Origin of the sequence: Variovorax sp. J22P240 (assembly GCF_030316855.1) — a bacterium.
GTDB lineage: Bacteria > Pseudomonadota > Gammaproteobacteria > Burkholderiales > Burkholderiaceae_C > Variovorax.
Window position 1 is genome coordinate 752,738 of record NZ_JASZYR010000001.1, and the last position, 25,723, is coordinate 778,460.

General features: G+C 66.4%; 27 protein-coding genes. 15 read left to right on the plus strand and 12 right to left on the minus strand.

Translation table 11 applies throughout. From position 1 onward, the window contains the following. The first annotated feature begins 7 nt into the window (after positions 1-7). From QTI24_RS03625 to QTI24_RS03640, 4 genes are read left to right on the plus strand one after another with little or no spacing between them, the layout of a single operon-like run. Positions 8-439 carry a hypothetical protein gene (locus QTI24_RS03625; RefSeq protein ID WP_286598385.1) on the plus strand — a complete coding sequence of 144 codons (432 nt, stop codon included), beginning with the start codon at positions 8-10 and terminating at the stop codon, positions 437-439. A gap of 4 nt (positions 440-443) precedes the next feature. Further along, positions 444-1,742: a hypothetical protein gene (locus QTI24_RS03630; RefSeq protein ID WP_286598386.1), complete on the plus strand. Its 1,299-nt coding sequence runs from the start codon at positions 444-446 to the stop codon at positions 1,740-1,742. After that, positions 1,724-3,202, plus strand: a complete 1,479-nt coding sequence (locus QTI24_RS03635; protein ID WP_286598387.1) for a Dyp-type peroxidase — start codon at positions 1,724-1,726, stop codon at positions 3,200-3,202. Before QTI24_RS03630 ends, QTI24_RS03635 begins: the two co-directional genes overlap by 19 nt. After that, entirely contained in the window at positions 3,199-4,425 is a 1,227-nt protein-coding gene (locus tag QTI24_RS03640) for a catalase family protein (protein ID WP_286598388.1), read from the plus strand. Before QTI24_RS03635 ends, QTI24_RS03640 begins: the two co-directional genes overlap by 4 nt. Before the next feature lie 82 nt (positions 4,426-4,507). On the opposite strand, the gene QTI24_RS03645 is transcribed toward QTI24_RS03640, so the two are convergent. From QTI24_RS03645 to QTI24_RS03660, 4 genes are all read right to left on the minus strand, one after another. Next, positions 4,508-5,182, minus strand: coding sequence for a glutathione S-transferase (locus QTI24_RS03645; protein ID WP_286599256.1), 675 nt, complete (start codon positions 5,180-5,182; stop codon positions 4,508-4,510). Beyond that, positions 5,149-6,495 carry an MATE family efflux transporter gene (locus QTI24_RS03650; RefSeq protein WP_286599258.1) on the minus strand — a complete coding sequence of 449 codons (1,347 nt, stop codon included), beginning with the start codon at positions 6,493-6,495 and terminating at the stop codon, positions 5,149-5,151. Before QTI24_RS03650 ends, QTI24_RS03645 begins: the two co-directional genes overlap by 34 nt. A gap of 143 nt (positions 6,496-6,638) precedes the next feature. Beyond that, positions 6,639-7,217 carry a DUF2239 family protein gene (locus tag QTI24_RS03655; RefSeq protein ID WP_286598389.1) on the minus strand — a complete coding sequence of 193 codons (579 nt, stop codon included), beginning with the start codon at positions 7,215-7,217 and terminating at the stop codon, positions 6,639-6,641. A gap of 61 nt (positions 7,218-7,278) precedes the next feature. After that, positions 7,279-7,776, minus strand: coding sequence for a hypothetical protein (locus QTI24_RS03660; RefSeq protein ID WP_286598391.1), 498 nt, complete (start codon positions 7,774-7,776; stop codon positions 7,279-7,281). A 100-nt stretch (positions 7,777-7,876) separates the two neighbouring features. Between QTI24_RS03660 and QTI24_RS03665 the strand changes: the two genes are divergently transcribed. The 3 genes from QTI24_RS03665 to QTI24_RS03675 are packed head-to-tail and all read left to right on the plus strand — an operon-like array spanning position 7,877 to position 11,614. Continuing rightward, a complete protein-coding gene (locus tag QTI24_RS03665; RefSeq protein ID WP_286598392.1) occupies positions 7,877-10,231 on the plus strand; it encodes a Tex family protein in 2,355 nt (784 codons plus the stop codon). 47 nt (positions 10,232-10,278) lie between these two features. Next, positions 10,279-11,349: a patatin-like phospholipase domain-containing protein gene (locus QTI24_RS03670; RefSeq protein ID WP_286598393.1), complete on the plus strand. Its 1,071-nt coding sequence runs from the start codon at positions 10,279-10,281 to the stop codon at positions 11,347-11,349. Between the two features lie 43 nt (positions 11,350-11,392). Beyond that, complete coding sequence (locus tag QTI24_RS03675; protein WP_286598394.1) at positions 11,393-11,614, plus strand: hypothetical protein; 222 nt, start codon at positions 11,393-11,395, stop codon at positions 11,612-11,614. 9 nt (positions 11,615-11,623) lie between these two features. Here QTI24_RS03675 and QTI24_RS03680 read toward each other — a convergent pair whose 3' ends face one another. From QTI24_RS03680 to nthA, 3 genes are read right to left on the minus strand one after another with little or no spacing between them, the layout of a single operon-like run. Then, positions 11,624-11,989 (minus strand): nitrile hydratase accessory protein, encoded by a 366-nt coding sequence (locus tag QTI24_RS03680; protein WP_286598395.1) that lies wholly within the window; start codon positions 11,987-11,989, stop codon positions 11,624-11,626. After that, positions 11,986-12,648 carry a nitrile hydratase subunit beta gene (nthB, locus tag QTI24_RS03685; RefSeq protein ID WP_286598396.1) on the minus strand — a complete coding sequence of 221 codons (663 nt, stop codon included), beginning with the start codon at positions 12,646-12,648 and terminating at the stop codon, positions 11,986-11,988. Before nthB ends, QTI24_RS03680 begins: the two co-directional genes overlap by 4 nt. After that, positions 12,648-13,280 carry a nitrile hydratase subunit alpha gene (gene nthA / locus QTI24_RS03690; RefSeq protein WP_286598397.1) on the minus strand — a complete coding sequence of 211 codons (633 nt, stop codon included), beginning with the start codon at positions 13,278-13,280 and terminating at the stop codon, positions 12,648-12,650. The genes nthB and nthA overlap by 1 nt, the downstream gene beginning before the upstream one ends. Positions 13,281-13,367: 87 nt before the next feature. Here nthA and QTI24_RS03695 point away from each other — a divergent pair, with 87 nt between their 5' ends. Next, complete coding sequence (locus QTI24_RS03695; protein ID WP_286598398.1) at positions 13,368-14,354, plus strand: tripartite tricarboxylate transporter substrate binding protein; 987 nt, start codon at positions 13,368-13,370, stop codon at positions 14,352-14,354. A 9-nt stretch (positions 14,355-14,363) separates the two neighbouring features. Here the strand turns inward: QTI24_RS03695 and bla are convergent, their stop codons facing one another. Further along, a complete protein-coding gene (gene bla / locus QTI24_RS03700) occupies positions 14,364-15,230 on the minus strand; it encodes a class A beta-lactamase (protein WP_286598399.1) in 867 nt (288 codons plus the stop codon). Positions 15,231-15,328: 98 nt separating this feature from the next. Between bla and QTI24_RS03705 the strand changes: the two genes are divergently transcribed. Beyond that, a complete protein-coding gene (locus tag QTI24_RS03705; protein ID WP_286598400.1) occupies positions 15,329-16,204 on the plus strand; it encodes a LysR family transcriptional regulator in 876 nt (291 codons plus the stop codon). Between the two features lie 7 nt (positions 16,205-16,211). Here the strand turns inward: QTI24_RS03705 and gbd are convergent, their stop codons facing one another. Then, positions 16,212-17,348, minus strand: coding sequence for a 4-hydroxybutyrate dehydrogenase (gbd, locus tag QTI24_RS03710; RefSeq protein WP_286598401.1), 1,137 nt, complete (start codon positions 17,346-17,348; stop codon positions 16,212-16,214). A gap of 157 nt (positions 17,349-17,505) precedes the next feature. Here gbd and QTI24_RS03715 point away from each other — a divergent pair, with 157 nt between their 5' ends. Both QTI24_RS03715 and QTI24_RS03720 read left to right on the plus strand, forming a co-directional pair. Continuing rightward, a complete protein-coding gene (locus tag QTI24_RS03715) occupies positions 17,506-18,441 on the plus strand; it encodes an alpha/beta hydrolase (protein WP_286598402.1) in 936 nt (311 codons plus the stop codon). Continuing rightward, positions 18,438-19,307: a YbgC/FadM family acyl-CoA thioesterase gene (locus QTI24_RS03720; protein ID WP_286598403.1), complete on the plus strand. Its 870-nt coding sequence runs from the start codon at positions 18,438-18,440 to the stop codon at positions 19,305-19,307. Before QTI24_RS03715 ends, QTI24_RS03720 begins: the two co-directional genes overlap by 4 nt. A 33-nt stretch (positions 19,308-19,340) precedes the next feature. On the opposite strand, the gene QTI24_RS03725 is transcribed toward QTI24_RS03720, so the two are convergent. The 3 genes from QTI24_RS03725 to ygfZ all read right to left on the minus strand — a co-directional run bounded on the left by QTI24_RS03725 (position 19,341) and on the right by ygfZ (position 22,554). Next, on the minus strand, positions 19,341-20,447 hold the full coding sequence (locus QTI24_RS03725) for an OmpA family protein (protein WP_286598405.1): 1,107 nt from the start codon (positions 20,445-20,447) through the stop codon (positions 19,341-19,343). A gap of 666 nt (positions 20,448-21,113) precedes the next feature. Next, entirely contained in the window at positions 21,114-21,629 is a 516-nt protein-coding gene (locus QTI24_RS03730; protein ID WP_286598407.1) for a DUF1697 domain-containing protein, read from the minus strand. Between the two features lies 1 nt (position 21,630). Next, positions 21,631-22,554: a CAF17-like 4Fe-4S cluster assembly/insertion protein YgfZ gene (gene ygfZ, locus QTI24_RS03735; protein WP_286598409.1), complete on the minus strand. Its 924-nt coding sequence runs from the start codon at positions 22,552-22,554 to the stop codon at positions 21,631-21,633. Positions 22,555-22,640: 86 nt separating this feature from the next. Between ygfZ and mltG the strand changes: the two genes are divergently transcribed. From mltG to QTI24_RS03755, 4 genes are read left to right on the plus strand one after another with little or no spacing between them, the layout of a single operon-like run. Continuing rightward, a complete protein-coding gene (gene mltG, locus QTI24_RS03740) occupies positions 22,641-23,660 on the plus strand; it encodes an endolytic transglycosylase MltG (RefSeq protein ID WP_286598410.1) in 1,020 nt (339 codons plus the stop codon). Continuing rightward, positions 23,657-24,316, plus strand: coding sequence for a dTMP kinase (gene tmk, locus QTI24_RS03745; RefSeq protein ID WP_286598412.1), 660 nt, complete (start codon positions 23,657-23,659; stop codon positions 24,314-24,316). The genes mltG and tmk overlap by 4 nt, the downstream gene beginning before the upstream one ends. Continuing rightward, positions 24,313-25,326, plus strand: a complete 1,014-nt coding sequence (locus QTI24_RS03750) for a DNA polymerase III delta subunit-related protein (RefSeq protein ID WP_286598413.1) — start codon at positions 24,313-24,315, stop codon at positions 25,324-25,326. Before tmk ends, QTI24_RS03750 begins: the two co-directional genes overlap by 4 nt. Then, a complete protein-coding gene (locus QTI24_RS03755; protein WP_214685382.1) occupies positions 25,323-25,697 on the plus strand; it encodes a PilZ domain-containing protein in 375 nt (124 codons plus the stop codon). The genes QTI24_RS03750 and QTI24_RS03755 overlap by 4 nt, the downstream gene beginning before the upstream one ends. The last annotated feature ends 26 nt before the right edge of the window (positions 25,698-25,723 follow it).

A 25,723-nucleotide genomic window follows, 5' to 3' on the forward strand; every position in this document is an offset into this window, starting at 1 on the left:
AGGGCGTATGGCCTATGACGCGCAGCAACTGCTCGACATGTCGCAGCAACAACTCGACGACTTGTTCCGCGCCAGCCCGGCGGGCGACATTCCCTCCGGCGAGGCCGAAGGCACGGCCATCATCGCGCCAGGCACGACCTACTCGTTGGCCATCGCGAAGATCATCAATCACTTCGGATGGCAGGGAAAAGTGTTCGATGCCGAGAACGGCGTACTGAAGAACAAGATCACGGTGATCGGCGTGGAGGCCATCGTCGCCGAGGTCAGCAAGGGCGAGAGCTGGCTCGACGGCAAGGAATGCATCGTCCTCGACTACTCCGACACTTCGCTGGTGGCCCGCCGGATCCGCGACGAGATCCGCCTCATCTCGCCGGACTTCTATCTGGGCAAGGTGTATCTGGGCAAGGACCGGTTGATCGACTTCTGCCTCAAGTTCTGATGCGGTGACTCCCCAATCCCACTTCATGGTGGTCGCGCCGCTGGCCGCAGGCCGCGAGGCCGGTCTGCGGGAATTGCTGGACACCATGAACGTGACGCCCGGCATGGCCGATCCGGCGAATGCGTTGTTGCCTTTCGGCGAGTTCGAGGGTCTGCACTTCGCACGCTTCGCGCTGCTGCCCGACACGACGATGAGCGACCTGGAAGCCTTCGATCTGCCGCGCCCCCATGTGCCGATGTACCTGTGCTTTCTCGGCGAATGCGATGGCCCGGCGGACGAGCAACTGGCCGAGTTCGTGGAGCGCGCCGGCGACGGGCTGCGCCAGCTGTTCTCACATTGCGAAGACTTCGGCACCGGCGCGGACCTGCTGGCAAAGCTCAAGGCGCACAGTGCGCCGGCGGCCGCAGGCTACGTGAACTGGATCGGACGCACCGTGAAGCACATCCAGCAGAACAGCGCCCTGCAACGTCTGTTGTCGTCACGCGTGCCGCGCGACGCTGCGGCAGCCGCCATCGACCCGCAGGCGATGCGACGCGAACTGCTGGCTTTCGTGCAGGACGAGATGATCGCCGGGCGGCTCGTCCTCACATCGACCGAACGCACGCCGACGGGCTGGCACATTGGCAATCTGATGCATGCCATCGGCGTGCCGTTGATCGGGCTGGTGCTGCTGCCGCTATGGATCGTGCTGTTGCCCATCGTCATCCTGCTGCTGCGCCGGAACGAGAAGAGCGATCCCGAGTTCTGCCCGCGACCCGACCGGGCCGCGGTGCGCGAGATGCAGCAACTCGAAGACCACGACCTGACCAACAGCTTCACCGCGCTCGGCCCCGTCAAGCCCGGTCTGTTTCGACGCTATCTCGTGCAGGTCATCCTGCTCCTGATCGACTACGCAAGCCGACACGTCTTCGGGCGCGGGCATCTGGCGCGGGTACAGACGATTCACTTCGCGCGCTGGGTCTTCATCGACAACAAGGTGCGTGTGCTGTTCGCCAGCAGCTACGACGGCAGTCATGAGAGCTATATGGACGACTTCGTCAACAAGGCCGCGTGGGGCCTCAACCTGGCGTTCAGCCACGGCTTCGGCTGGCCGCGCACGGACTGGCTCGTGAAAGGTGGCGCGCACCACGAGTTGCGCTTCAAGTACTACCAGCGCCGGCATCAAGTACCCACGCAGGTCTGGTACAAGGCCTACCCCGGCCTCACCCTGACCGACCTGGACCGCAACCAGCGCATCCGCGAAGGATTCGACATGCATTCCATGAGCGACGAGCAGGCGCGTGCATGGCTGAGGCTGCTATGACCGTGCAACCGGTCGACTACGACGACATCCAGGGCCTCGTGCGCTTCGGCTATCCGCGCCTGAAGCAGGCGTGCTTTCTGCTGCTGCGTGTGACCCATCCCGAGGCCGCGCGCGCCTGGATCGCACAAGCGCCCGTGACCAGCGCAACGAAGCTCGAGTCGCCACCGGAGACCGCGCTGCACATCGCCTTCACCAGCGCCGGACTGCGTGCGCTCGAGGTGGCGGAGGACATCATCGAAGGCTTCTCGTCGGAGTTCATCGTCGGCATGAGTAGCGATTCGAGCCGCGCGCGCCGGCTCGGCGACCTCGGCGACAGTGATCCCGGATGCTGGCAATGGGGCGGTTCGCCGGCCGAGATGCCGCATGTGCTGGTGATGCTCTATGCCATGCCCGGTGGGCTGGCGGAATGGGGAAGCAAGGCCATGTCGCAGGCCGAGGAAGGTTTCGAGCAGCTGGCCTTGCTCACGACCTCCGACCTGGATGGCGTCGAGCCCTTCGGCTTTGCCGATGGCATCTCGGAGCCCACGATCGACTGGGAGCGCGAGCGACCGGCGCGCGACGTGGAGCTGTCGGACTACACCAATCGCTCGTGCCTCGGCGAGTACCTGCTGGGCTATCCGAACGAGTATGGCGAATACACCGACAGGCCCTTGCTCGACGGACTGCGCGACCCCGATGCCATCCTGGCGCGCGCGGAGGACGCGCCCGAACGGGCCGACCTCGGCCGCAACGGAAGCTACCTGGTCCTGCGCCAGTTGAAGCAGAACGTCGCGGATTTCTGGCGCTTCATCGACGAGCAGGCGCAAGGCGACCCCGTGCGCGGCAAGCAACTGGCCGAGGAGATGGTCGGGCGAACGATGGAGGGCGAGCCGCTCATGGGCCACCCTGAGGAAGCCATCGACGGAGAAAGCGACCCACGCAACACGTTCACCTATCGCAGCGACACCAAAGGGTTGCGCTGCCCCATCGGCGCTCACATCCGGCGCAGTAATCCGCGCAACGCCGACCTGCCGCCGGGCGAGCCCGGCTTCATTTCATGGGCAGCGCGCACCTTGGGCTTCGACGCCGAGGGGCTTGCCAACGATCTCGTCTCGTCGACCCGGTTCCATCGTCTCTTGCGTCGTGGACGCGAGTACGGCGTGCCGCCGCACGAAGAGACGGGCCTTCACTTCATCTGCCTCGGCGCGAACATCGCGCGGCAGTTCGAGTTCGTGCAGTCCGCGTGGCTGTCGGGCGTGCGCTTCGCCGGCTTGTCCAATGAAAGCGACCCGCTCATCGGAAATCATCTTCCACGCGAGGACGGCACCACCACCGACACTTTCTCGATGCCGGTGGCCTCCGGGCCCGACAGGCGGGTGTGTGGCCTCCGTCAATTCGTTACCGTGCAGGGCGGCGCCTATTTCTTCCTGCCCAGCCGTCGCGCGCTGCGCTATCTGTCCAAGGTCAAGGTGCAGCCATGAACTCGAACGCCAGCCGCCCCACGCCGAGGGCCAACACGGGCTCCGTGCTGCGAAACTTCATCAGCGATTCGGGAATGGCATTCATTCGGCTGGAGCGGCGCTTCGACCCGTTCTTCAGGCCTGCCTTCGACGCTTTCCTGCGCGATCCGCTGGCACGACTCACCACCGCCATGATCAACAGCCGGCGCTCGAACGAAGGCCTGCGCATCGCCGAAGAAAAACTCATGCCCGACGAGGACAGCTTCACCGACTCGATCGTCAAGAGCTTCACTCGCCAGATGAGCGACCTGTGGAAACCCGGCGGCTTCGAGCGCGGAGGCAACACCAAGACGCAAGGCATCGTGCGTGGGGAATTCATCGTCCACGACGACATCCCCGAGCACATGAAGCGCGGCATCTACGCGAAGCACCAGACCTTTCCTGCGTGGGTGCGCTTTTCCGGGCCCGGTCCCTACATCACGCCCGATATCGACGACGTGGGCTTCATGAGCATCAGCATCAAGCTCATGGGTGTGCCCGGCCCGAAGCTGATGGACGAGGAGAAGCACACGCTCGACATGTTCGCCGTCTCCACGCCCACCTTCGTCACGCCCGACGCCAAGTGCAATGCGGCCTTGCAGATCGAGAGCGTGAAGAACGCGCAGATCTTCTACTTCGTGAACCTGCGCGACCCGCACTTCCTCGACCTGATCATGCAGTCGCTGTTCATCAAGACGCAGAGCAGCCCTTTCGAGGCGCCGTACTTCAGCTGCGTTCCGTACCTGATGGGGGAGGGCCAGGCGATGCAGTATTCGGTCTGGCCCACGACGACGAAGCGCACGCCGATACCGCGCCTGCCGATGCGGCCGCCTGACGACTACCTGCGCAATACCATGGTTGCGTCGCTGGCGGAAGGCGACGTCGAACTCGATATCCGCTTGCAGATGCAGACCGACCCGCATCTGATGCCGATCGAGAACGCGGGCGTGCTGTGGCCGGAGAAGCTGTCGCCACGGGTCAGCGTCGCCACGCTGCGGCTGCCGCGCCAGAAGTTCGATTCACCGGCGCAGATGGAGTTTGCCAAGCGGCTGTCGTTCAACCCTTGGCACACGGTTCCCGAGCATCGGCCGCTGGGCAACCAGAGCCGTGCACGCAAGCGGATGTACTGGGAGCTCTCCCAGTTGCGGCACAACATGAATGTGGTGCCGCACTACGAGCCGACGGGGGATGAGGTGTTCGAGTAGGGAGGCGGAAAGCTAGTCTGCGTTCTCGATGCGTGGCCGCGTTCGGTGTTGACCGGCTTCTCCCACCATGCCCTGTTGGAGTTCATGGGGGAAAGCGGATGCCGGAATCGCCGGCGCGCCACGGTGGATACTTGTCCATCACTTGCCCGAAGACCGGCGCGTTCAACCGCGCAGTGAGCCATTCGCGCAATCTTGGCCACGGCTGTGCATGGAACCAAGCCGCATCCACCTGCGCGAACTGCCGAACAAATGGCGCAATCGCGATATCCGTGAGGGCAAATTTGTCGCCATGCAGACACCGCGAGGCCTGGAGACGCGCATCCAGTCGCGCGAGGAAGAGGGCGCCTTGCTCGCGGTGGGCGGGCGCATCGCGTCCGGGATGGCGTTCGGGGTACTTGTAGCCGTCCAGGTGACGCTTGAAATCTCCATCGCATTCCGCGACTAGCGAAAGCATGTCGTCCAGCGTCCCGCGCGCAGGGCGCAGCCAGCCATCCGGATCGTCGCGACGAAGCGCCCACAGCATGATGTCCAGGCTCTGCTCGATCACGCTGCCGTCCACATCGACCAGCACCGGCACCGTGCCCTTGGGCGAGGCTGCAAGCAGTTCGGCCGGCTTGTCGCGCAGAACGACCTCGCGCAGTTCGCAATGCTGGCCGCTCGCAGCAATCGCCATGCGCGCCCGCATTGCATACGGGCAGCGTCGGAACGAATACAGGACCGGCTTCAGATCAGGCGGCGAATCGTCTTCTTGCGCCATACGAAGCGGTAGTAGCATGCCTGCATCGCCAGCATCGCGGTGAAGGCGACGGGGTAGGCGATCCAGATGCCGTTCAGACCCATGCGATGGCTCAGCCACCACGCGACCGGCACCTCGATCAGCGCGATGGAGAAGATCGAAATGCCGGTGGGCACCAGCACCGACCCGCTGGCGCGCATGATCCCCGAGAGCGCGGCACCCATGCCGAAGATCACCGTGCTCCACAGCATGATGTGCAGCAGCGTCTGCGCCACTTCGATCACGGGCTCGCTCGTGATGAAGAAGCCCATCAGCGGCCGGGAGAACAGGTAGCCCAGCACGACCAGCGAGCCGGTGAGCACCACGTTCATCAGCAGTGCGGTCCGCGTGATGGCGCCCAGGCGCTGCACCTGCCCCGCGCCGATGGCCTGCGCGCCAAGGATGGAAGCCGTGATGGCGATCGAGATGGCCGGGAACTGCACATACGCCACGACCTGGTTCACCGCGCCGTACGCTGCAGTCGCGTTGGAGCCGTAGGCATTGACGAAGGACAGCAGCGCGATCTCGGCCAGCGAGACCACGATCATCTGCACCCCGGTCGGCACGCCGACCTTGAGCACCGCCTTGAGCAACGCCGGCCGCACACGCAGGTGCCGCATGAAGTCGGCGTCGGGGGCCAGCACGCTCTTCTTGCGCCGCAGATGGAAGCCCAGCCAGGCCGTCGCGACGACGAAGGAGATCACCGTGGCGCAAGCGCCGCTCGCCACCCCGAGTTGCGGCAGGCCGAACCAGCCCTTGATCAGCGCCGGCGTGATCGCCAGGCCGAGCACGGTCGAGATCATCAGCGTGTAGAGCGGCGTCACCGTATCGCCCACGCCGCGCAGCATGGCCGTCGACAGCAGGAACACGAAGAGGCCCGGCATCGCGATCAGGATGATTCGCGCATAGCTCGTGGCGTCGGCCAGGATGTCCGGCGGCGTGCCCAGCAAGCGCAGCATCGGCTCGGTGAAGGCGCCGCCGAACAGCGCGACGGCGAGCCCGAGCAGCACGCCGACCGTGAGCGTGGTTCCCGCCACGGCGCGTGCCTTGTCAGGCTCGCGTGCGCCCCAGGCCTGGCCGATCAGCACCGATGCGCCGGCGCCCAGACCGATGGTGAAGGCGATGAAGAAGAACATCACCGGAAAGAAGCTGGACACGGCCGCGAGCGCGCCGACGCCGATCATCTGCCCGAGGTAGACATTGTTGAGCGTGCCCGACAACGACTGCAGGATGTTGCTGAGCAGCATCGGCGCGAGGAAGAGCAGGAAGGTCTTCCACAGCGGCCGCGACGCCATGGCGGCCGCGCGCGGGTTGGCATGCGAGGCGATCGGCGGCGGCACCGGGTCGACGACCGATGCGGGCGGCGCGGCGATCTCGCCGGCGTGCTGGATGTCTTCGGCGTCGATCATGCCGGCTGCGGATGCCTGGGACGGCGGCTTCATGCGGCGCTCCATGCGGCGGCCGCGAGCCTGTCCAGATGCGCGCGCAGGTCTTCGGGCCAGGGGCCGATCAGCGTGTCGAAGCGCGCTCGCTCGCCCGCGAAGAGTGCGCGGGTTGCTTCCTCGAAGCCGGGCAGGTCGCCTGCGATCGCCGTCATGAAGCGATAGGTGGCTTCGCAGGCTGCGCGCTGCGCATCGCGGTCGGCGTGCACGTGCCGCGCCTCGTCGACCAGGCGGCGCAAGGCCACAGACGCGCCACCGGGCTGGCGCCCAAGCCACTCCCAATGCCGAGGCAGCAGCGTGACCTCCCGCGCTACCACACCGAGCTTGGGGCGGCCGACGCTGCGCGTCGCGTGTTCGTCGGGCGGGGCGGCTTCCACCGCCTGCGCGGCGGGCTCGTCACGCAGATCGAGGTCGAGCCGCTCGCCGGTGCAGTCGTCGAACACGAAGGTCGGCACCTCGTCGCTGCGGTCGCCTTGCTTGCGAAGTTGCGCAATGACCTGCGAGCGCGGACCGGAGGCGATGCGCCGGAAACCGACGAAGGCGGTAAGGGTGGATTCGGGTGTGGAGGAGGACATGGGGCGCGAATAATACCCGGACAAAAAGCGATTTTCAATCTACCCGGATGAAAATTCTGCTTCAGGAAGTCCGGCGCATGCTGCGCCACCAACGGCGGGCGCTGTTCTTGAGGGAGCGCAAGGCCCGCCAGGGAGCGCTCTGCCGGACGATCGTCAGCAATGCATCCTTCCACGCCTTCCAGCGCGGGTACCAGCGCGCGAACACGGGAATGCGCATCAGAGCCGGCTCGAGGAGTTGGAAGAGCCATGCCAGAGTCGCCGTCCCGACCAGCTTGGCGGCCAACAGCAAGCTGACGGCGCTTTTCGCATGACCCTCGCCCAATAGGAACAAGCCGAGCAGCTTGACCGGCAGCAGCAGCAACATCGGTGCGAGGAAGGCGAGCACCGCCGCCCAGGGTGGCAGGGCGCGCAGCCCACTTTCGAGGTGCGCCCAGATGGCCAGTCGCGAGAGCTTTCCCAGTGCGCGGGCCAGTGGCTCCCAGCCCCACTCCTCGAACAGCAGCACTGGCACGAGCACGAGTGCGGCGAGGGCGCGAAGGAGTTTCTTCAAGATACGCATTGGCGACGATTGTGGCCCTGGGGCCTATGGCAAACTTCCGCGCTTTATCCGCAAGGCGCCCCGATGGCGGCGCCGCAGGCCTCAGGGACGCTCTTCAGACATGCAGAAAATCATTCGCCAGCTCGCCGCAGAGATCAAGGTCGGCGAGCATCAGGTGAAGGCCGCCGTCGATCTGCTCGACGGTGGTGCCACCGTGCCCTTCATCGCGCGCTACCGCAAGGAAGCCACCGATGGCCTCGACGACATCCAGTTGCGCGAACTCGAGGCTCGACTGTCCTATCTGCGCGAACTCGAAGACCGCCGTGCGGCAGTCCTGAAGAGCATCGACGAACAGGGCAAGTTGACGCCGGAACTCCGCGCCGCGATCGACGCCGCGCCGACCAAGCAGGAACTGGAAGACCTCTACCTGCCCTTCAAGCCCAAGCGCCGCACCAAGGGCCAGATGGCGCGCGAGGCCGGTATCGAACCGCTGGCCGACAAGCTCTTTGCCGACCCGACGCTGAACCCGTCCGATGAGGCCGCCGCCTTCGTGAAACCTGCTGCCGACGGCCTGGACTTCTCGACGGTGCCCCTGGTGCTCGACGGCGTGCGCGACATCCTCTCCGAGCGCTGGGCCGAAGACGCCGCACTGGTGCAGCGCCTGCGCGAATGGCTGTGGGCCGAGGGACTCTTCAAGTCCGGCCTGATGGCCGGCAAGGACGAGAACAACGCCGATATCGCCAAGTTCCGCGACTACTTCGACTACGACGAGCCCATCGGCCGCGTGCCATCGCACCGCGCGCTGGCGGTGTTCCGCGGGCGTGCGCAGGAAATCCTCGACGCCAAGCTGGTGCTGCCGGTCGAGCCCGAGCCGGGCAAGCCCTCCATCGCCGAAGGCAAGATCGCACTTCACCTGGGATGGAGCCATGCCGGCCGTCCGGCCGACGACTTGCTCCGCAAGTGCGTGGCATGGACCTGGCGGGTCAAGCTGTCGCTGTCGACCGAGCGCGACCTCTTCACGCGCCTGCGCGAAGAGGCCGAGAAGGTCGCGATCAAGGTCTTCGCCGACAACCTGCGCGACCTGCTGCTCGCCGCACCGGCTGGCCAGCGCGTGGTGATGGGCCTGGACCCGGGCATCCGCACCGGCGTGAAGGTGGCGGTGGTCGATGCGACCGGCAAGCTGGTCGAGACCGCGACCGTCTTCCCGCACGAGCCTCGCAAGGACTGGGAAGGCTCGCTGCACACGCTCGGCAAGCTCTGCGCGAAGCACGGCGTGAACCTGATCGCCATCGGCAACGGCACCGCGAGCCGCGAGACCGACAAGCTGGCCGCCGACCTCATCAAGCTGCTGGCGAAGATGACGGCGCAGGCCGGTGCGCCGGACGTGAACGTCGACAAGGTGGTGGTAAGCGAGGCGGGCGCCTCGGTCTACTCGGCGAGCGAATTTGCCTCGCAGGAGATGCCAGACGTCGACGTGAGCCTGCGGGGTGCCGCGAGCATCGCGCGCCGACTGCAGGACCCGCTGGCCGAGCTGGTGAAGATCGATCCCAAGTCGATCGGCGTGGGCCAGTACCAGCACGACGTGAACCAGAGCGAACTCGCGCGCACCCTGCATGCGGTCGTCGAGGATTGCGTGAACTCGGTCGGCGTGGACCTCAACACCGCGAGCGTGCCGCTGCTATCGCGCGTGTCAGGCCTGTCGGCGAGCGTGGCCAAGGCCGTGGTGCGCTGGCGCGAAGCCAACGGCGCGTTTGCGAGCCGCCAGCAGTTGCTGGACGTGAGCGGCTTCGGCGCCAAGACCTTCGAGCAGAGCGCGGGCTTCCTGCGTATCCGCGGCGGCTCGAATCCGCTCGACCTGACGGGCGTGCATCCGGAAACCTATCCGGTGGTCGAGAAGATGATCGAAACGACGGGCAAGCCCGTCGCCGAGCTGATGGGTCGCGCCGAGATGCTGAAGACGCTCAAGCCCGAACTTTTCGCGAATGAAAAGTTCGGCGTCATCACTGTCAAGGACATCCTCGGCGAACTCGAGAAGCCCGGCCGCGACCCGCGCCCCGACTTCAAGGTCGCGCGCTTCAACGATGGCGTCGAGGACATCAAGGACCTGGTCGAGGGCATGGTGCTCGAAGGCACGGTGAGCAATGTGGCGCAGTTCGGCGCCTTCGTCGATCTCGGCGTGCATCAGGACGGCCTGGTGCACGTGAGCCAGCTCTCGCACAAGTTCGTCAACGACGCACGCGAGGTCGTGAAGACCGGCGACATCGTCAAGGTCAAGGTGATGGAAGTCGACGTGGCGCGCAAGCGCATCGGCCTGTCGATGAAGCTCGACGCAGCGCCTTCCCGGCGCGACGGTCCGCGCGAGAACCGCTTCGAAGGGGCAGGGCGCGGGCAGCAGGGCCCGCGGCGCGACAACTCGCCGCAGCCGGCAGGCCAGATGGCGTCGGCCTTCGCGAAGCTCCAAGGCTTGCGCAAGTAAGTGGAAACCGTGGCCGGCGGCGCACGATTCTTGCCAGTGGATGCGGCATGAAAGCGCTTTGCATCTACGCCGGGCCGGCCGCCCGCGAACACATCGCCGCGCAGGGCCTGCGTCCGCAGGACGTGCGCACCATTCCCGGTGCGGCCGGTGGACCCAAGGGCCTGATCCTCGGGCCGATCGACCGCTTTCTCTTCGGTGATTGGCTGCCGCAGGCCGTGCAGCCCATCGACCTGGTGGGTGCATCGATCGGCGCATGGCGGCTGGCCAATGCCTGCCTTGGCAATGCGCGGAAGGCTTTCGAAGAGTTCGAGCACGGCTACATCCACCAGCATTTCGAAGTGCCGGCGGGCCAGAAGCGCCTGAGCGCAAAACAGGTCAGCGCGCAATTCGGCGAAGGATTGCGCAGCTTCTATGGCGGGCGCTCGGCCGAAGTGCTGGGGCATTCGCGCTACCGGCTGCACGTGATCACCTCGCGCGGCCGCCACATCCTCGGACGGGAAGGGCGGGCGCGCACGCCGATGGGCTACCTTGGCGCCTTCATCACCAACAGCGTGCACCGCAAGAGCCTCGGCGCGTGGCTGGAGCGCGTGGTGTTCTCGACACCGGGCGCGACGCTGCCTTTCGGCACGCGGGACTTCCGCACACGGCAGGTCGATCTGCGCGAAGGCAATTTCGAGCTCGCGCTGCAGGCCTCGTGCTCGATCCCTTTCATGCTCGAAGCCGTGCACGACATCCCGGGCGCCCCGCCGGGCGCCTACTGGGACGGCGGCATCACCGACTACCACCTGCACCTGGACTACGGCAACGCGGACGGCATCGTCCTGTACCCACATTTCCAGAAGGCCGTGGTGCCGGGCTGGCTCGACAAGGGACTCAAGTGGCGTCACAAGCCCACCGGCTTCCTCGACCGCATGGTCGTTCTGGCGCCGAACCCGGAATGGGTCAAGGGCCTGCCGAACGGCAAGCTGCCCGACCGCAATGACTTCGTTCGCTACGGCAACGACGCCCCGGCGCGAATCAAGTCCTGGAGCACCGCGGCGCAGGAGTCGCGCCGGTTGGCGGACGAATTCGCGGAATGGCTGCACGGCGGCAGCGAGCGCGACGTCCTGCCGCTGTGAGGCTTCGGCACGGCTAAAGTGGAGGCCATACCGGAGACATCTCATGAACGCGACCCGAATCATCGGATTGATCCTGATCGTGGCAGGCATCGCCGCCTTGGGCACGGGCGGCTTCAGTTTCACCAAGGAGACGCATCAGCTCAAGCTCGGTCCGGTCGAGCTGTCGGTGAAGGAAAAGCAGAAAGTGAACTTCCCGATCTGGGCCGGCGTTGCTGCCATCGTGGTCGGCGGAGCGTTGCTGGTGTTTGGCGGCAAGAAGGGTTGATCGCGTGGCTCAGCGAAAGTCCTGATCGCAAAGCTCGATCGGCTGGCCGTGCGGCGTGCGGTCGGCGGCGCGGTCCCAGGCATCGCGGTAGCGCGTCAGTTCTTCGCCGGAGCTGGCACCCTTGCTCGCGACGAGCGATTCCAGCGCCGCCAGCCAGTGGCGGTAGTAGGTGTCGCCCAGGTCCCCATCGCCGGAGGCCTGCGCGGCGGTGATCTGTCGGGCCAGCGTATCGGCCCACTCGGGCCAGGTGAACAGTCCGCGCTGATGCAGGGACACGGCCATCGCGAAGGCATGCGCCTCCCACGGTTCGCGGAAGACCGGTTCGATGCCGTCGTCCGTCGGCATGCCGGGCAGCAAGGGCGTCGATGGCGTCATGCGGCGGACTCCAGATAGCTTTCCCACGCATCCACCGACACGCTGAGTCCTGCCTCGGTGCCGGCTCCCCACAGTGTGTGGCCGTCGAAGACGACCGTGTAGAGCCATTGCGGCTGCTCGCCCAGGCCTTGCGCATGCGCGTCGGCGAAGACGTGCATGCCATGCAGATGCTCGACGGTGCCGACCTTGCCTTGCACGTAGCCGGGCAGGCGGGTGTGATGGTCGACGTGGCCGGTCCGGGTCCGCACGCGCTGGCCGACTGCGAAGCGCGCCGGTGCGGTTGCGGGCCTTTCGGTGGCCGAGCCTTTGGCGAGCGCGGCAGGCACATCGGCCGCATGGAGCACGCGCTTCACGGGCTGCGGCGGATGCAGCATGCGGCCCGCGGCGACTTCGTCCGGCAGCACTTGCGAGCGCTCGGCCATCAGTTTCTCGAGTGCGGCCAGCCAGATCTGGTAGTAACTCAGCCGGGCGTAGTTCGGCAGCGTCTCGCGCGCGCTGCGGCTGATATCGATGTTCCATGAGCCGGTGCCGCCCATGGCAAGCGTCAACGCCAATGCATGCGCTTCCCACGTCGCATGAAACGGCTCTCCCTCCGGCTCCGGCACGATCGCTCCGGGCATGTCACGCCCGCCAAGGTCTGCATGGGTGGTGTAGTTCATCACGCAGCCTCCGGGGCGCGGGCGAGGCCGGTGCCGATCATCGAATCGCGCGTGACCAGTTCGGCCAGTTGCTCTTCGCTCCAGCCCTCGGTGCCGGCCGGGCGTTGGGGGATCACGAGGTAACGAACTTCGGCGGTGGAGTCCCAGACGCGGATCGCGGTCGATTCCGGCAGTTGCACGCCGAATTCGGCCAGCACGCCGCGCGGGTCCTTGACCGCCCGCGAGCGGTAGGGCGCGCTCTTGTACCAGGTGGGCGGCAAGCCCAGCACCGGCCACGGATAGCAGCTGCACAGCGTGCAGACCACCATGTGATGACGATCGTCGGTGTTGGCCACGGCGACCATGTGCTCGCCCTGTCGGCCGGTGAAGCCGAGCGAGGCGATCGCGGCGGTGGCGTCCTTCATCAGCCAGTCATGGAACACCGGATCGGCCCAGGCCCTTGCGACCACGCGCGCGCCATTGCGCGGGCCGATCTTCGTCTGGTAGGTGTCGATGAGCACGTCGAGCGCGGCCGGGTCGATGTAGCCCTTTTGCGTGAGCACGGTTTCGAGTGCGCGGACCCGAAGGTCCATCTCGCCGAGCTCGCTATGGTCGTCGTCGTGATCGTGGTGATGGTCGTGATCGTGTGCCATGGCGCATGCTAGCGCGGCGGGCAAACCCTGAGGAGCGGCGCATGGGCCACCTTACAGAATGCGCACTCGAAACAAGGGAGATCTTCGATGCCAGCTATCCGCCTGACCCGCCGCGCCTTCAACCTGTCGACCGCTGCCGCAGCGGTGTCGATCGCGGCGCCTTCATTGGCCCAGTCCGCATGGCCGAACAAGCCGATTCGCATCGTCGTGCCCTACACGCCGGGCGGCTTCACAGACCAGATGGCGCGGTTGATACAGCCGGGACTGCAGAGCCGGCTCGGGCAGACCATCGTCATCGACAACAAGCCGGGCGCCAACAGCCTGATCGGTGTCGATGCCGTCGCCAAGGCAGCGCCGGACGGCAGCACCTTCGGCGTCGTGATCGCGGCCTATGCGGCCAATACGACGCTCTACCCGAAGCTGCCCTACGACCCGCGCAAGGACCTGGTCGGCGTGTCGCTGATGGGCGTGTCGCCGCTGCTCGCGGCGGTCAACAACGACGCGCCTTTCAAGACCGCCAAGGAACTGATCGACTACGCACGCGCCAACCCGGGCAAGGTGAGCTTCGGCTCGTCGGGCAACGGCTCCGCCGCGCACCTGACGAGCGAGCTGTGGAAGTCGCTCACCAAGACCTACATGATCCACATCCCGTACCGGGGCGCGGTCCCGGCGCTGACCGACCTGATGGGCGGGCAGATCCAGCTCTTCTTCGACGCGCCCACGGGGCTCATCAACCAAGGCAAGGCCGGCAAGGTGCGCCTGATCGGCGTGGCGAGCGAGCGGCGGTTGCCGGTCCTGCCCGAGGTGCCGACCTTCATCGAGCAAGGCTTCCCCGGGTTCACCGGCAGCACCTGGGCCGGCATGCTGGCCCCGGCGGGTACGCCGCGCGAGATCGTCAAGCGGATGTCGGACGAAGTGGCGCGCATCATCAAGAGCGACGAGACCAAGGCCAAGCTGGAGGCCATGGGCACCTTCCCTGCGGGCAGCACGCCGGAAGAGTTCGATGCCTTCATCGCGGCGGAGACCGCCAAGTGGGCGCAGGTCATCAAGACCGCCGGCGTCAAGCCGGACTGAATCCGGGCCTCAGGCGGCCTTGGCGAATGCAGCGCCGACCGAGGCGATCGTCGCATTGCGGGCCTCCATCGAAGCGGTGCTTTGCGTGAGGTACACGGCAGCCAAGATCGGCCCGCGACCGGGTGGACGCAGGATTGCGATGACGTTGGCCGTGCCCCGGTCTCCCGAGCCGGTCTTGTCGCCGACCACCCAGTCCGCCGGAACGCCGGCGCGCAGGCGCTGGCCGCCGGTCTGGTTGGCGTCGAGCCAGCGCAAGAGCTGGGCGCGCGATGGCTGCGAGAGCGCATCGCCCAAAAGAATCTTTTGCATGTCGCCGAGCATGGCAGCCGGCGTGGTGGTGTCGCGAGGGTCGCCGGGGCGGGCCTCGTTCAGTGCGGTCTCGGTGCGGTCAAGGCGTGTGCGCTTGTCGCCGAGTGAGCGCGTGTAGCGCGTCAGGCCGGCCGGGCCGCCAATGCTCGCGAGCATCAGGTTTCCCGCCGTGTTGTCGCTGCGCGTGATGGCGGCTTCGCAGATCTCCGCCACCGTCATCCCTGCGCTGCCAACGTGCTTTTCGGTAACCGGGGAGTAGTCCACCAAGTCACGCTGACTGAAGACGACGCGGCGATCCAGCCGCTCTTTCTGCTGGTCGACGCGAGCCAGGATCGCCGTGGCGGCCAGGAACTTGAAGGTGCTGCACATGGGAAAGCGCTCGTCCTCGCGATGGCCGGCGCGTATGCGGCTGCCGGTGTCGAGCACCGAGATGCCGAGGCGGGCGCCGCTGGCCTTTTCGATCTCCGCGAAGCGTTGGGAAAGCTCGGCCTTGTCGCCCGCATGGGCGAGGGTGGCGACACCGGACAGGCAAGCCATCAGGCCGGTTGAAAACAGTCGTCGATCCATTCATCGTTCTCCTTGAAAGCGGCGTACTTTCCGCGCATCTGGCCGATGGCACAAACGATGGTATTTTCTGGATCGCAAAAGAAAATCTTTCGGCTCGAATGGCGCGTCCTCATCTCCCCCTCAACGCCTTGCGCGCCTTCGAATGCTCCGCACGCCATCTGAGCTTCACTCTGGCGGCGAGCGAACTCAACGTGACGCAGGCGGCCGTGAGCCAGCAGGTGCGCGGACTAGAAGCCCGCCTCGGCGTCGCCTTGTTCCGTCGCCTGCCGCGCGGCCTCGCGCTCACGGATGAAGGCCACGCATTGCTGCCCGTGCTGGCGGATGCCTTCGGCCGCATCGAAGCGGTCATCCAGCAGTTCGACAACGGGCACTTCTTCGAGGTGCTCAGCATCGGCGTGGTGGGCACCTTCGCGGTCGGCTGGCTGATGCCGCGGCTGCGGCTGTTTCGCGAGAGCTGCCCGTTCATCGATCTGCGCCTGATGACGCACAACAACGTGGTGGACCTGGCGGCGGAAGGTCTTGATTTCGCGATCCGCTTCGGCGACGGCAACTGGCCGGGCCTGCACGCCGATCACCTGCTCTCGGCGCCGCTGGCGGTGCTGTGCGCGCCATCCGTGGCCGCGCGAGTGCGGCGGGCGCAGGATCTCGTGCATGAGACGCTACTGCGCTCCTACCGCGCCGAGGACTGGCCGGGTTGGTTCGCCGCCGCGGGTATCGACGCACCGGCGATCCGTGGACCCGTGTTCGATTCATCGCGCCTGATGGTCGAGGCCGCGATGCAGGGCGCGGGCGTGGCGCTCGCGCCGGCCTCGATGTTCGAGCGCGAGCTTCAGGACGGCCGGCTCGCACGACCGCTGTCCATCGAGGTCAAGACCGGTGACTACTGGTTGACCCGTCTCCGGTCGCGAACGTTGAGCCCGTCTATGAAGCTGTTCCGCGACTGGCTGCTGGGCCAGACCGGCACAGCCTCCTGAGCGTGCGTTACATCGACGCTTCGAGCATCTGCCGGTAGTCGTCGCGCGTGGCGAGCCGCGGATTGGTCTTGTGGCAATGGTCCGCCATCGCGCCGTCGATCACCTTCTCGAAGATGTCAGGCGTCACGCCGACTTCGGCGAGCCCCTTGGGCAGATCGAGCCGCGCGCACATGTCGCGGATCGCATCGCCCAGGTCGCCAGCGGAATCCAGGTGCATGGCCTGCGCCATGCGCTGCAGGCGCCGGTCCTTCTGCACCGATTCGGCGCCGGCGTTGAAGTGGATCACGGCCGGCAGGAAGAGGGCGTTGAGCGTGCCATGGTGCAGCCGCGGATCGACGCCGCCCAGGCTGTGGCTCAGCGAATGCACGCAGCCCAGGCCCTTCTGGAAGGCCATCGCACCCTGCATCGAGGCGCTCATGAGGTTGAGCCGCGCCTCGCGGTCGCTGCCGTCCTTGGTGGCGCGCTCGATGTAGCCCCAGGCGCGCTCGAGCCCGTCGAGACCGATGCCGTCCGCTGGCGGATTGAAGGCGGCCGACATGAATGTTTCCATGCAATGCGCGATGGCATCCATGCCGGTTGCGGCGGTCAGCCGGGGCGGCAGGCCGAGCGTGAGTTCGGGGTCGCAGATGGCGGCCTTGGGCATGAGAAACCAGCTGTGGAAGCCGAGCTTGCGGTGGTCGTCGACGATCACGATCGCGCCGCGCGCCACCTCGCTGCCGGTGCCGCTGGTGGTGGGCACGGCGATCAGGGGCGCCACGCGGTCGGTGATCTTCGGCGAGCCGCCTTCGATGGTGGCGTAGGTCTTGAGCGGGCCTTCGTGCGTGGCTGCAATCGCGACGCCCTTGGCGCAGTCGATGGCGGAGCCGCCTCCGACGGCGATCAGCCCGTCGCAGCGGCCTTCGCGGTACAGGGCGGCGGCGGCACGCACCGCGGCTTCGGTCGGGTTGGATGGCGTCTGGTCGAAGACGGCCGCCGGCAGATCGCCGAGGGCATCGAGTGCCTTCTGCAGGATGCCTGCGGCGCGCACGCCGGCGTCGGTCACGACCAGCGGACGTGTGATGCCGATGCGCTCGCATTCGCTGCGAAGCAGCTGAATGGCGCCGAAGTCGAACTGGATCTGGGTGAGGTACTGGATGAGGGCCATGGGGTGGTACGGAACGTGGGCGGACGTAGTGCGGACGGTACGATGCGAGCCTTCGAATCTAACAAGCACGGACCAACTTGGACAAGAAAAAAACCCTTGCGGTTGACGCCATCGAGACAAACGGCGCGCGGCGGCTTGCCAGAGAAAGCCTGACGCGATGATCGGGCTCACCCCCAAGATGGCCAGCGTGGTCGACCGCATGGCGCGCGCCGGACGTCCGCCGTTGCATGCGCTGACCCCCGCCGAGGCCAAGGCCGCCTACGAGAAAGGTGCCGGTGTGCTCGAAGTGCCCAAGCCGCAGCTCGCGCGCGTCGAGGATTTCAGCTTGCCCGCACGCGACGGGTATGCCATGCCGGCGCGTCTGTATGCGCCTTCGAACGAAGCGCTTCCGGTGCTGCTGTTCTTTCACGGCGGCGGTTTCACGGTCGGCAGCATTGCCACCCACGACATCCTGTGCCGCGTGCTGAGCGAAAAGAGCGGCTGCGCCGTGGTGTCGGTGGACTACCGGCTGGCGCCGGAGCACAAATTTCCGACGGCGTCGAACGATGCCTGGGACGCGCTCGAGCACCTTGCGAAGAACGCGGGACGGTGGGGCCTCGACGGCACGCGCATCGCTGTCGGCGGCGATAGCGCGGGGGGCACCCTGGCGGCCGTCTGCGCCATCTTCGCGCGCGATGCGGGCATTCCGCTCGCGCTGCAGATGCTGATCTACCCCGGCACCGCCGCGCACCAGGACACGCCTTCGCACAGAAGATTCGCCGAAGGGCCTCTGCTCGGGGAAGCACTCATCAGCTGGTTCTTCGGCCTGTACGTGAACTCCCCGGCCGATCGCGACGACTGGCGCTTCGCGCCGCTCAACGCCGATGACGTGGAAGGTGTCGCGCCGGCATGGATCGGCCTCGCCGAATACGATCCGGTGGTGGACGAAGGCATCGCCTACGCCGACAAGTTGCGCGCGGCCGCCGTGCCGGTCGATCTGGAGATCTATCGCGGCGTCATCCACGAATTCGTCAAGATGGGACGCGCCATCCCCGAAGCCCTCCAGGCCCACACCGACGCAGCCCGCGCATTGAAAGAAGCCTTGCAACCATGACCGAAACCATCAAGAAATCCGACTTTCGATTCTTCCACCGCCTGCGCGTGCGATGGGCCGAGGTGGACATGCAGAAGATCGTCTTCAACGCGCACTACCTGATGTACTTCGACACCGCGATCGCCGACTACTGGCGCGCGATGGCGCTACCGTACGAAGATGCAATGCAGGCGCTCGGCGGCGACCTCTACGTGCGCAAGGCCACGGTCGAGTTCAACGCATCGGCACGGGTGGATGACCTGCTGGACGTCGGCATGAAATGCATGCGCGTGGGCAACTCGTCGATCCTCTTCATGGGCGGCCTGTACCGTGGCGATGAACTGCTCGTGACCTGCGAGCTGGTGTACGTGTTTGCTGATCCCGCCACGCAGACTTCCAGGCCGGTGCCGCCGTTGTTGCGCGAGGTTCTCGCCGCGTTCGAGGCCGGCGAATCGATGCGCGAAGTCGTCACGGGCCACTGGGACTCGCTCGGCGATTGCGCGGGCAAGGTGCGCCGCGACGTGTTCATCGAAGAGCAGCGCATTCCCAAGGAGCTCGAATGGGACGAGCACGATGCGACCGCCGTGCACGCCGTCGCGCGCAATCGCCTGGGACAAGCCGTCGCGACGGGTCGGCTGGTGACAGAGGCGCCCGGCGTCGGGCGCATCGGACGCATGGCGGTGCACCGGACCCTGCGCAGCGGCGGCCATGGCGCGGCGGTGCTGCGTGCGCTCGAAGCGGCTGCTGCGGCGCGAGGGGATCGCGAGGTCACCTTGCATGCGCAGCGCAGCGCGGAAGCCTTCTACGCGCGCCTGGGCTACCTGCCGTACGGCGATCCTTTCGAAGAAGCCGGCATCGCCCACATCGAGATGCGTCGCAAGCTCTGACACGCCGCGTTCCCGCTTCGCCGGCCGCGAACCCTAGCCCCCTTGCTCGCCCGAGGCGCGGATGTCCACTCGGCGATTCGGCTCGAAGCAGGCAATGAGCGCAGTGCGGTTCCTGGCCTTGCCCTGGGCCCTGCAATCGGCTTCTGTGACCTTGAGCTCCGAGAAACCACGGCCTTCGGTCGTGATGATGTTGGCCGGCACGCCTTGGGCGACCAGGTAGTCGCGCACGGAGTTGGCCCGTGCCACGGACAGGCGCTGGTTGAACTCGGCGCTGCCGATCGGATCGGTGTGCCCGACGATGGAGATCGCGCGCAGCCGGATGCCCGAGGCCTTGAGCTCCGCGAGCGTGTTGTCGATGCGGGTGCGGCCGGTAGGCGTCAAGTCCGACTTGGCGAACGCGAACGTGCCGTCGGCTTTGAGCTCGAAGGCGCGCGCCGCTGGCGGTGGCGGTGGGGGCGGTGGTATCGCCGCTCGCGGGGCGGGCGGCGGCGCCGCCTGCGCTACTTGGGGGGCGGGCCCGAAGGGGATCTGCAGGCCCACCGAGAAGATCCAGTCGTTCATGCTCGAGCGGCTTGCAAGCCTGGTGTTGTTCACGCTGTCGACGTAGCGGTAGCGTGCGTCGGCCACCAGTCGGCCCCAGGAAGAAAACGGCCAGACGATGCCGACGCCCGCGTTGGCCATGAAACTCGTGTGGCTGTCGTTGCCGAAGAACGTCTCCACCTTGTTGTCGATGGCACCGATGCCGCCCACGAGATAGGGGTGCACGCTGCTCGATGTCCAGCGGTTGACGCCCTGGCGGCCCAGGAAGAACCACTGCGCGTCGAGCGTGCCGCTCCAGTTCTTGTATTTGTCAGTGCTGTTGAAGACGCCAAAGGCGGTGCCAAACTTGCTATCGAGTTCCTCGTACATCGCGCGCAACTCGATGTTCCAGTTGGGGCTGATTGGCTTGCCGATGGATACGCCTCCGCCCCAGCCGTTGTCGGCGTTGCGGTCGCCGTCCGGATGGACGTAGGCGCCGAAGGGCGTGATGTACCACCGGTTGTCGTAGTACTGGTCCGCTGCGAAAGTGGTCTGCGCAAGGCAGGCACCATACGGAAGAGCAAGCACGCAGCAAGCTGCAAGGGTGCGTCGGTCGAACATGAAAGCCTCCTCACGGAGTAGTTGGAAGGCCAGTGTTGGTGAGAGCTTCAATCGAAGCCAATAAGCCGAAAGATAGATGGGGCCATCCGGAAATCGGCGTATACGCCACTGGCCTTGACCCTGATGCGCGGACGGGATGGGACTTGATTCTCAAGTGAACTCCCTCTTCCATAGGGATCAGGTGTCCGCGAAATCGGGTCAACTTTTAAAGCGAGGCGTCACGCTCTCAGTGCACGTTCCGTTTCAATTTTCAGCATAAGTGGCGCGTCGGCAACGTTGAACGGTTGATGTCCCAGGAAGTGGTGTAAGTCTTTTTACTCGCTGCGCGGCAAGGCGGCTGCAATTGCCCCGTTTGGGCCCGCGGACCCAGGCGCGGCGTTCCAGCGAGGGTGCGGGCGTCGTGTGCCAGGTGGGCGAGGGCGTCAAGCAGGCCCAACCTGTGCGATCAGGGCAACACGACTCCCTGGACAGGCCGTCAAGCTCAAGCTCGACGAGCTGATCACCAGGCGCTACCGCATCGAGGAAGCCCCGCAGGCCTTCGACGACCTGGCACAAGGCCGCAATGCGCGCGGCGTGATCGTCTTTGACTGATGCTCGTTGCGCGCCGGCATTCTTGCGGCGCCGGCAAGGGTCGCTGCAGCTGAATGGCCGAAGTGCGCCTCGGCTTCAGGCTGCAGCGCATTTCCTGACCGTGTCCCAGGTCCGGGTGGTCACATCCGTGCCGAAGGTCTTTTCGATCAGCGCCATGAATACGGGACCCTTTGGACCGGGAACGTAGGCGCTGAAGATCTCCTGGTTCTTCATGCAGAGGATGCGCGCATCGTCCTTCTCCAGCGGGAGAGACAGCCTGGCAGGATGCGCGGTGCGCAAGAAGGTGACAACCCGCTTGGCGCCTGCCGGCAAGTCGAACGCTGCGTACGGATCCGCATCGAGCAGATCGCGTAACGACTGGGACGAGCGCACGATGGTTTGAAATGCCCGGTCGAGATGCTGCGTCATCGCCGCTTCGACCTTGCGTTCCAGCGCAGGCGCCGATACGGCGCGCGTGTCGAACACGACGTTGCCGCTGGCAAGCACCGTCTTGACGTTGGTGAATCCGGCGCTTTCGAAGCAACGCTTCAGCTCTGGCATCTTCGCGTTCATCGGGCTCACGCCGCGAAGCAATGCGACGTAGCGTGGCACTTCAGATGTCTTCCAGCAGCGCGTAGGGCAGTGGTTCCACCGTCAACGAGGGGCCATCGGCCGAGCGCGCATGAAGGCCGCCGGCATCGATCGCGGCGATCTGGATCGAGATCAGCGCGGCCCAGCCACCGTCCGGCGACGGGGCGGCCTGTGCCACCTTGCCGACGGGTTGTTCCCGATCATTGGCGGCAAAGACTTCCTGGCCAGCCGCGACCTCGTCGCTGGCCTGCACGAGATAGGTGCGTCGCTTCAGCGTCCCTCGGAACTGGCTGCGCGCGACGACCTCCTGGCCCGGGTAGCAACCCTTCTTGAAGTTCACGCCGCCGACCGATTCGTAGTTGATCATCTGTGGCACGAAAGCGTCGACCACGGGCGTAGTCAAAGTGACGATCCCGCTGCGGACTTCGCCCCATTGCCAAAGCGACGGGTCCAGCGTGGTGCCGTGGGGCGGGGCGCTGCCTGCGGGCGCGATCCACAAGGCACGCGGAATGCCGTCGGACGGATAGAGCGTCACCGCGCTCGCGTCACCCACCATGCTGTGGCGACCCGGGGGCGACCCGGCATCGATACCGTTGGCTGTCAGTGCCGAGCCGGCCAAGCCGTAAAGCACATATTCATCGCTCGCATCGCTCAGCTTTGCCTTGGCACGCAGCACGAACATCGAAAGGCGCTTGAGCGTGGCGGCGAGGATGTCCCGGCTGCACACCAGCAGGATGCGCTCGGGCTGCGGCCGGATGCCGATGAAACTCGCGATCGCACGCCCCTTGGCCGTGCACAGGGCGGCCAGGCGCGCTTCCGAATCGTCGAGCAATGCGAAATCCTGGGTCAGCTGGCCATGCAGGAAGCTGGCGGCATCGGGACCCTCGGCGCGAATGACACCGAGGTGGGAGAGGGCGGTCACGCCATTCAGAACGACAGAGGTCATCGCTGAATTATCATGGCCGACCCCGTTCCGCTCGGTCCGCAGGGCTTCATTCCACAACTTTCAGTTCGCTTCCTTCGTCGGATCCCGTGCGCCGCTTCTTTCTCACGCTCTTTCTGCTGGCTGCCTTCGTCGTACTGGGCCTCGGCGCCGCCGGCCTCTGGTGGGTCAACCAGCCGCTCAAGCTGCCGGCACCCAACGTCGACCTGTCGGTCGAGCCCGGCACCACGCCTCGCGGCATCGCGCAGGCCGTCGCCGATGCCGGTGTGGACGTGCCGCCCCAGCTTCTCTATCTGTGGTTCCGCTTCTCGGGCCAGGACCGGCAAATGCGCGCCGGCAGCTACGAACTGGAGCGAGGCATCACCCCGCGAACGTTGCTCAACGTGCTCGTCCGCGGCGAGGAAGCGACGCGAAGCCTGGTGCTGGTCGAGGGCTGGAATTTCCGGCAGGTGCGCGCCGCGCTGGCCAAGGCCGAGCAGTTGAAACCCGATACGGTCGGGCAGACCGACGAGGAAGTGATGACGAGGCTCGGAAGGCCGGGCCTGCATCCCGAAGGCCGCTTCTTCCCTGACACCTACACGTATTCAAAGGGTTCGACCGACTTCGCCTTGCTGCAGCGCGCCATGCGCGCGATGGACAAGAAGCTCGAAGCCGCCTGGGCGGCCCGCACCGCCGACTTGCCGCTCAAGACGCCGGACGAGGCACTGATCCTCGCCAGCATCGTCGAGAAGGAAACGGGCAAGGCGCAGGACCGATCGGAGATCGCCGCGGTCTTCATCAACCGGCTGCGCATCGGGATGCCGCTGCAGACCGATCCGACCGTCATCTACGGGATGGGCACGCGCTTCGAAGGCAATCTGCGCAAGAAAGACCTCCAGACCGACTCGCCCTGGAATACCTATCTGCGCAACGGACTGCCGCCCACGCCGATCGCGATGCCGGGCAAAGCGGCGCTGCTCGCGGCCGTGCAGCCGGCGCAAAGCAAGTCGCTGTACTTCGTCTCCCGCGGCGACGGCACCAGCCAGTTCAGCAGTTCGCTCGACGAGCACAACCGTGCGGTCAACCGCTACCAGCGGGGCGCCGACCCGAATCAGCGGAGCGGGCAATGAAGGGACTCTTCCTGACACTCGAAGGCATCGACGGTGCCGGCAAATCCAGCCACATCGACGCACTCGAGGCGCTGTTCAAGGCGCAGGGCCGTGAGGTGACTCGCACCCGCGAACCGGGCGGCACGCCGCTGGCCGAGACCTTGCGGTCGCAGATCCTCGAACAGCCGATGGACGCGCTGACCGAATCGCTGCTGGTCTTCGCGGCGCGGCGCGACCACGTCGTGCGCGTGATTGAACCGGCGTTGGCGCGCGGCGACGTCGTGCTCTGCGATCGCTTCACGGACGCGACCTTTGCCTACCAAGGGGCAGGGCGAGGGTTCGATCCGGCCGTGCTTTCGACGCTCGAACAATGGGTGCAGGCGCAACCGGATTCCGGCACGCAGGCGCTCCTGCAACCCGACATCACCGTGTGGTTCGACCTGCCGCCCGAAACGGCAGCCGAGCGACTGGCCGGCGCGCGCCTGCCGGACAAGTTCGAGTCGCAGCCGGTCGAGTTCTTCCGGCGGGTTGCAGCGGGCTATGCGCAGCGCGCAGCCGCTGCGCCGCGCTTCGTTCGCATCGATGCGAACCAGTCGCGGGAGCACGTCTGGCAGCAGATCGAAGCGGCGCTGGCCGAGCGCGGGCTCGTGGCCTCCGACAGCGGAGGTGCGCCATGAACGCGGAGTCGCTTTCGCCCTGGTTGCGCAAGCCGCTCGCGGACCTGCTGCGCCAGCGCGGCCACGCGTGGCTGCTGCAAGGGCCATCGGGACTCGGCCAATACGAACTCGGCCTGGCGCTCGCGGCAGCGTGGCTGTGCGAGCAGCCGGAAGAAGCCGGTGGCGCCTGCGGGCACTGCCCGAGTTGTCACGCGATCCAGGTGCGTACGCACGCCGACCTGTGCGTGCTCATGCCCGAAGTGGCGATGCAGGAACTGGGCTGGCCGCTGGACGAAAAATCACAGGCCGACATCGACGACAAGAAGCGCAAGCCCAGCCGCGAGATCCGCGTCGAGGCGATGCGCGACGCCGTCGGCTTTGCCCAGCGCACTAGCGCACGGGGCCGCGGCAAGGCAGTGCTGGTCTATCCGGCGGAACGGATGAACACGATCACCGCGAACGCGCTCTTGAAGACGCTGGAAGAGCCCGTCGGCGATGTCCGGTTCGTGCTTGCCAGTGAAGCGGCGTGGCAACTGCTGCCGACGATCCGCAGCCGCTGCCTCGGTTTCACCTTGCCGTGGCCCGAGGGCGACGAGGCGCGCGCCTGGCTGATCGGGCAGGGCATTCCGGCGCCGGATGCCCCCGGGCTCCTGCGCGCCGCCGGCGGCCGGCCCAGCGATGCGCTGCGGCTGGCCGGGCAGGGCCAGTCGCCCAAGGCCTGGAGCCTGTTGCCAAAGGCCTTGTCGCGCGGCGACGTGAGCGCCCTGGCGGACCACGCGCCGGCCCAGGCCATCGGCGCGCTCCAGAAGCTTTGCCATGACCTCATGGCGACCGACAGCGGCGCCGCGCCCCGTTTCTTCGAAGCTTCCGATTTGCCGCCAGCACCGTCCAGGGTGGCACTGGCCCGCTGGTCGAAGTCGCTGGCGAATGCGGCAAAAACCGCAGAACACCCCTTCAATGCGGGCCTGATGCTCGAGGCGCTTGTGAGCGAGGCGCGAACCACCCTAAACTCGGGACGCCGTCGCCCATGAACACTCCAGCAGCCCCCACCCCGTCCGCGCCCGCCCGACCCAGCGTCATCCAGTTGGCCATCAAGGAAAAAGGCGCGCTCTACGCGGCCTACATTCCGCTGTTCGCCGAGGGGGGGATCTTCATTCCGACCTCGCGCGAGTACCGGCTCGGCGACGACGTCTACGTGCTGCTCACGCTGCCCGAGGATCCGCAACGTTATCCGGTCGCCGGCAAGGTCGCCTGGATCACGCCGGCGCGCGCCGCGGGCAATCGGGCGCCGGGCGTCGGCATCCGCTTCCCGTCCGATGACAAGTCGCGCCAACTCAAGGCCCGCATCGAAGAGGCGTTGGGTGGCACGATGGCATCCGATCGCCCGACCCAGACCATCTGAGTCCCGTCCCCTGCGACGCGGACCGC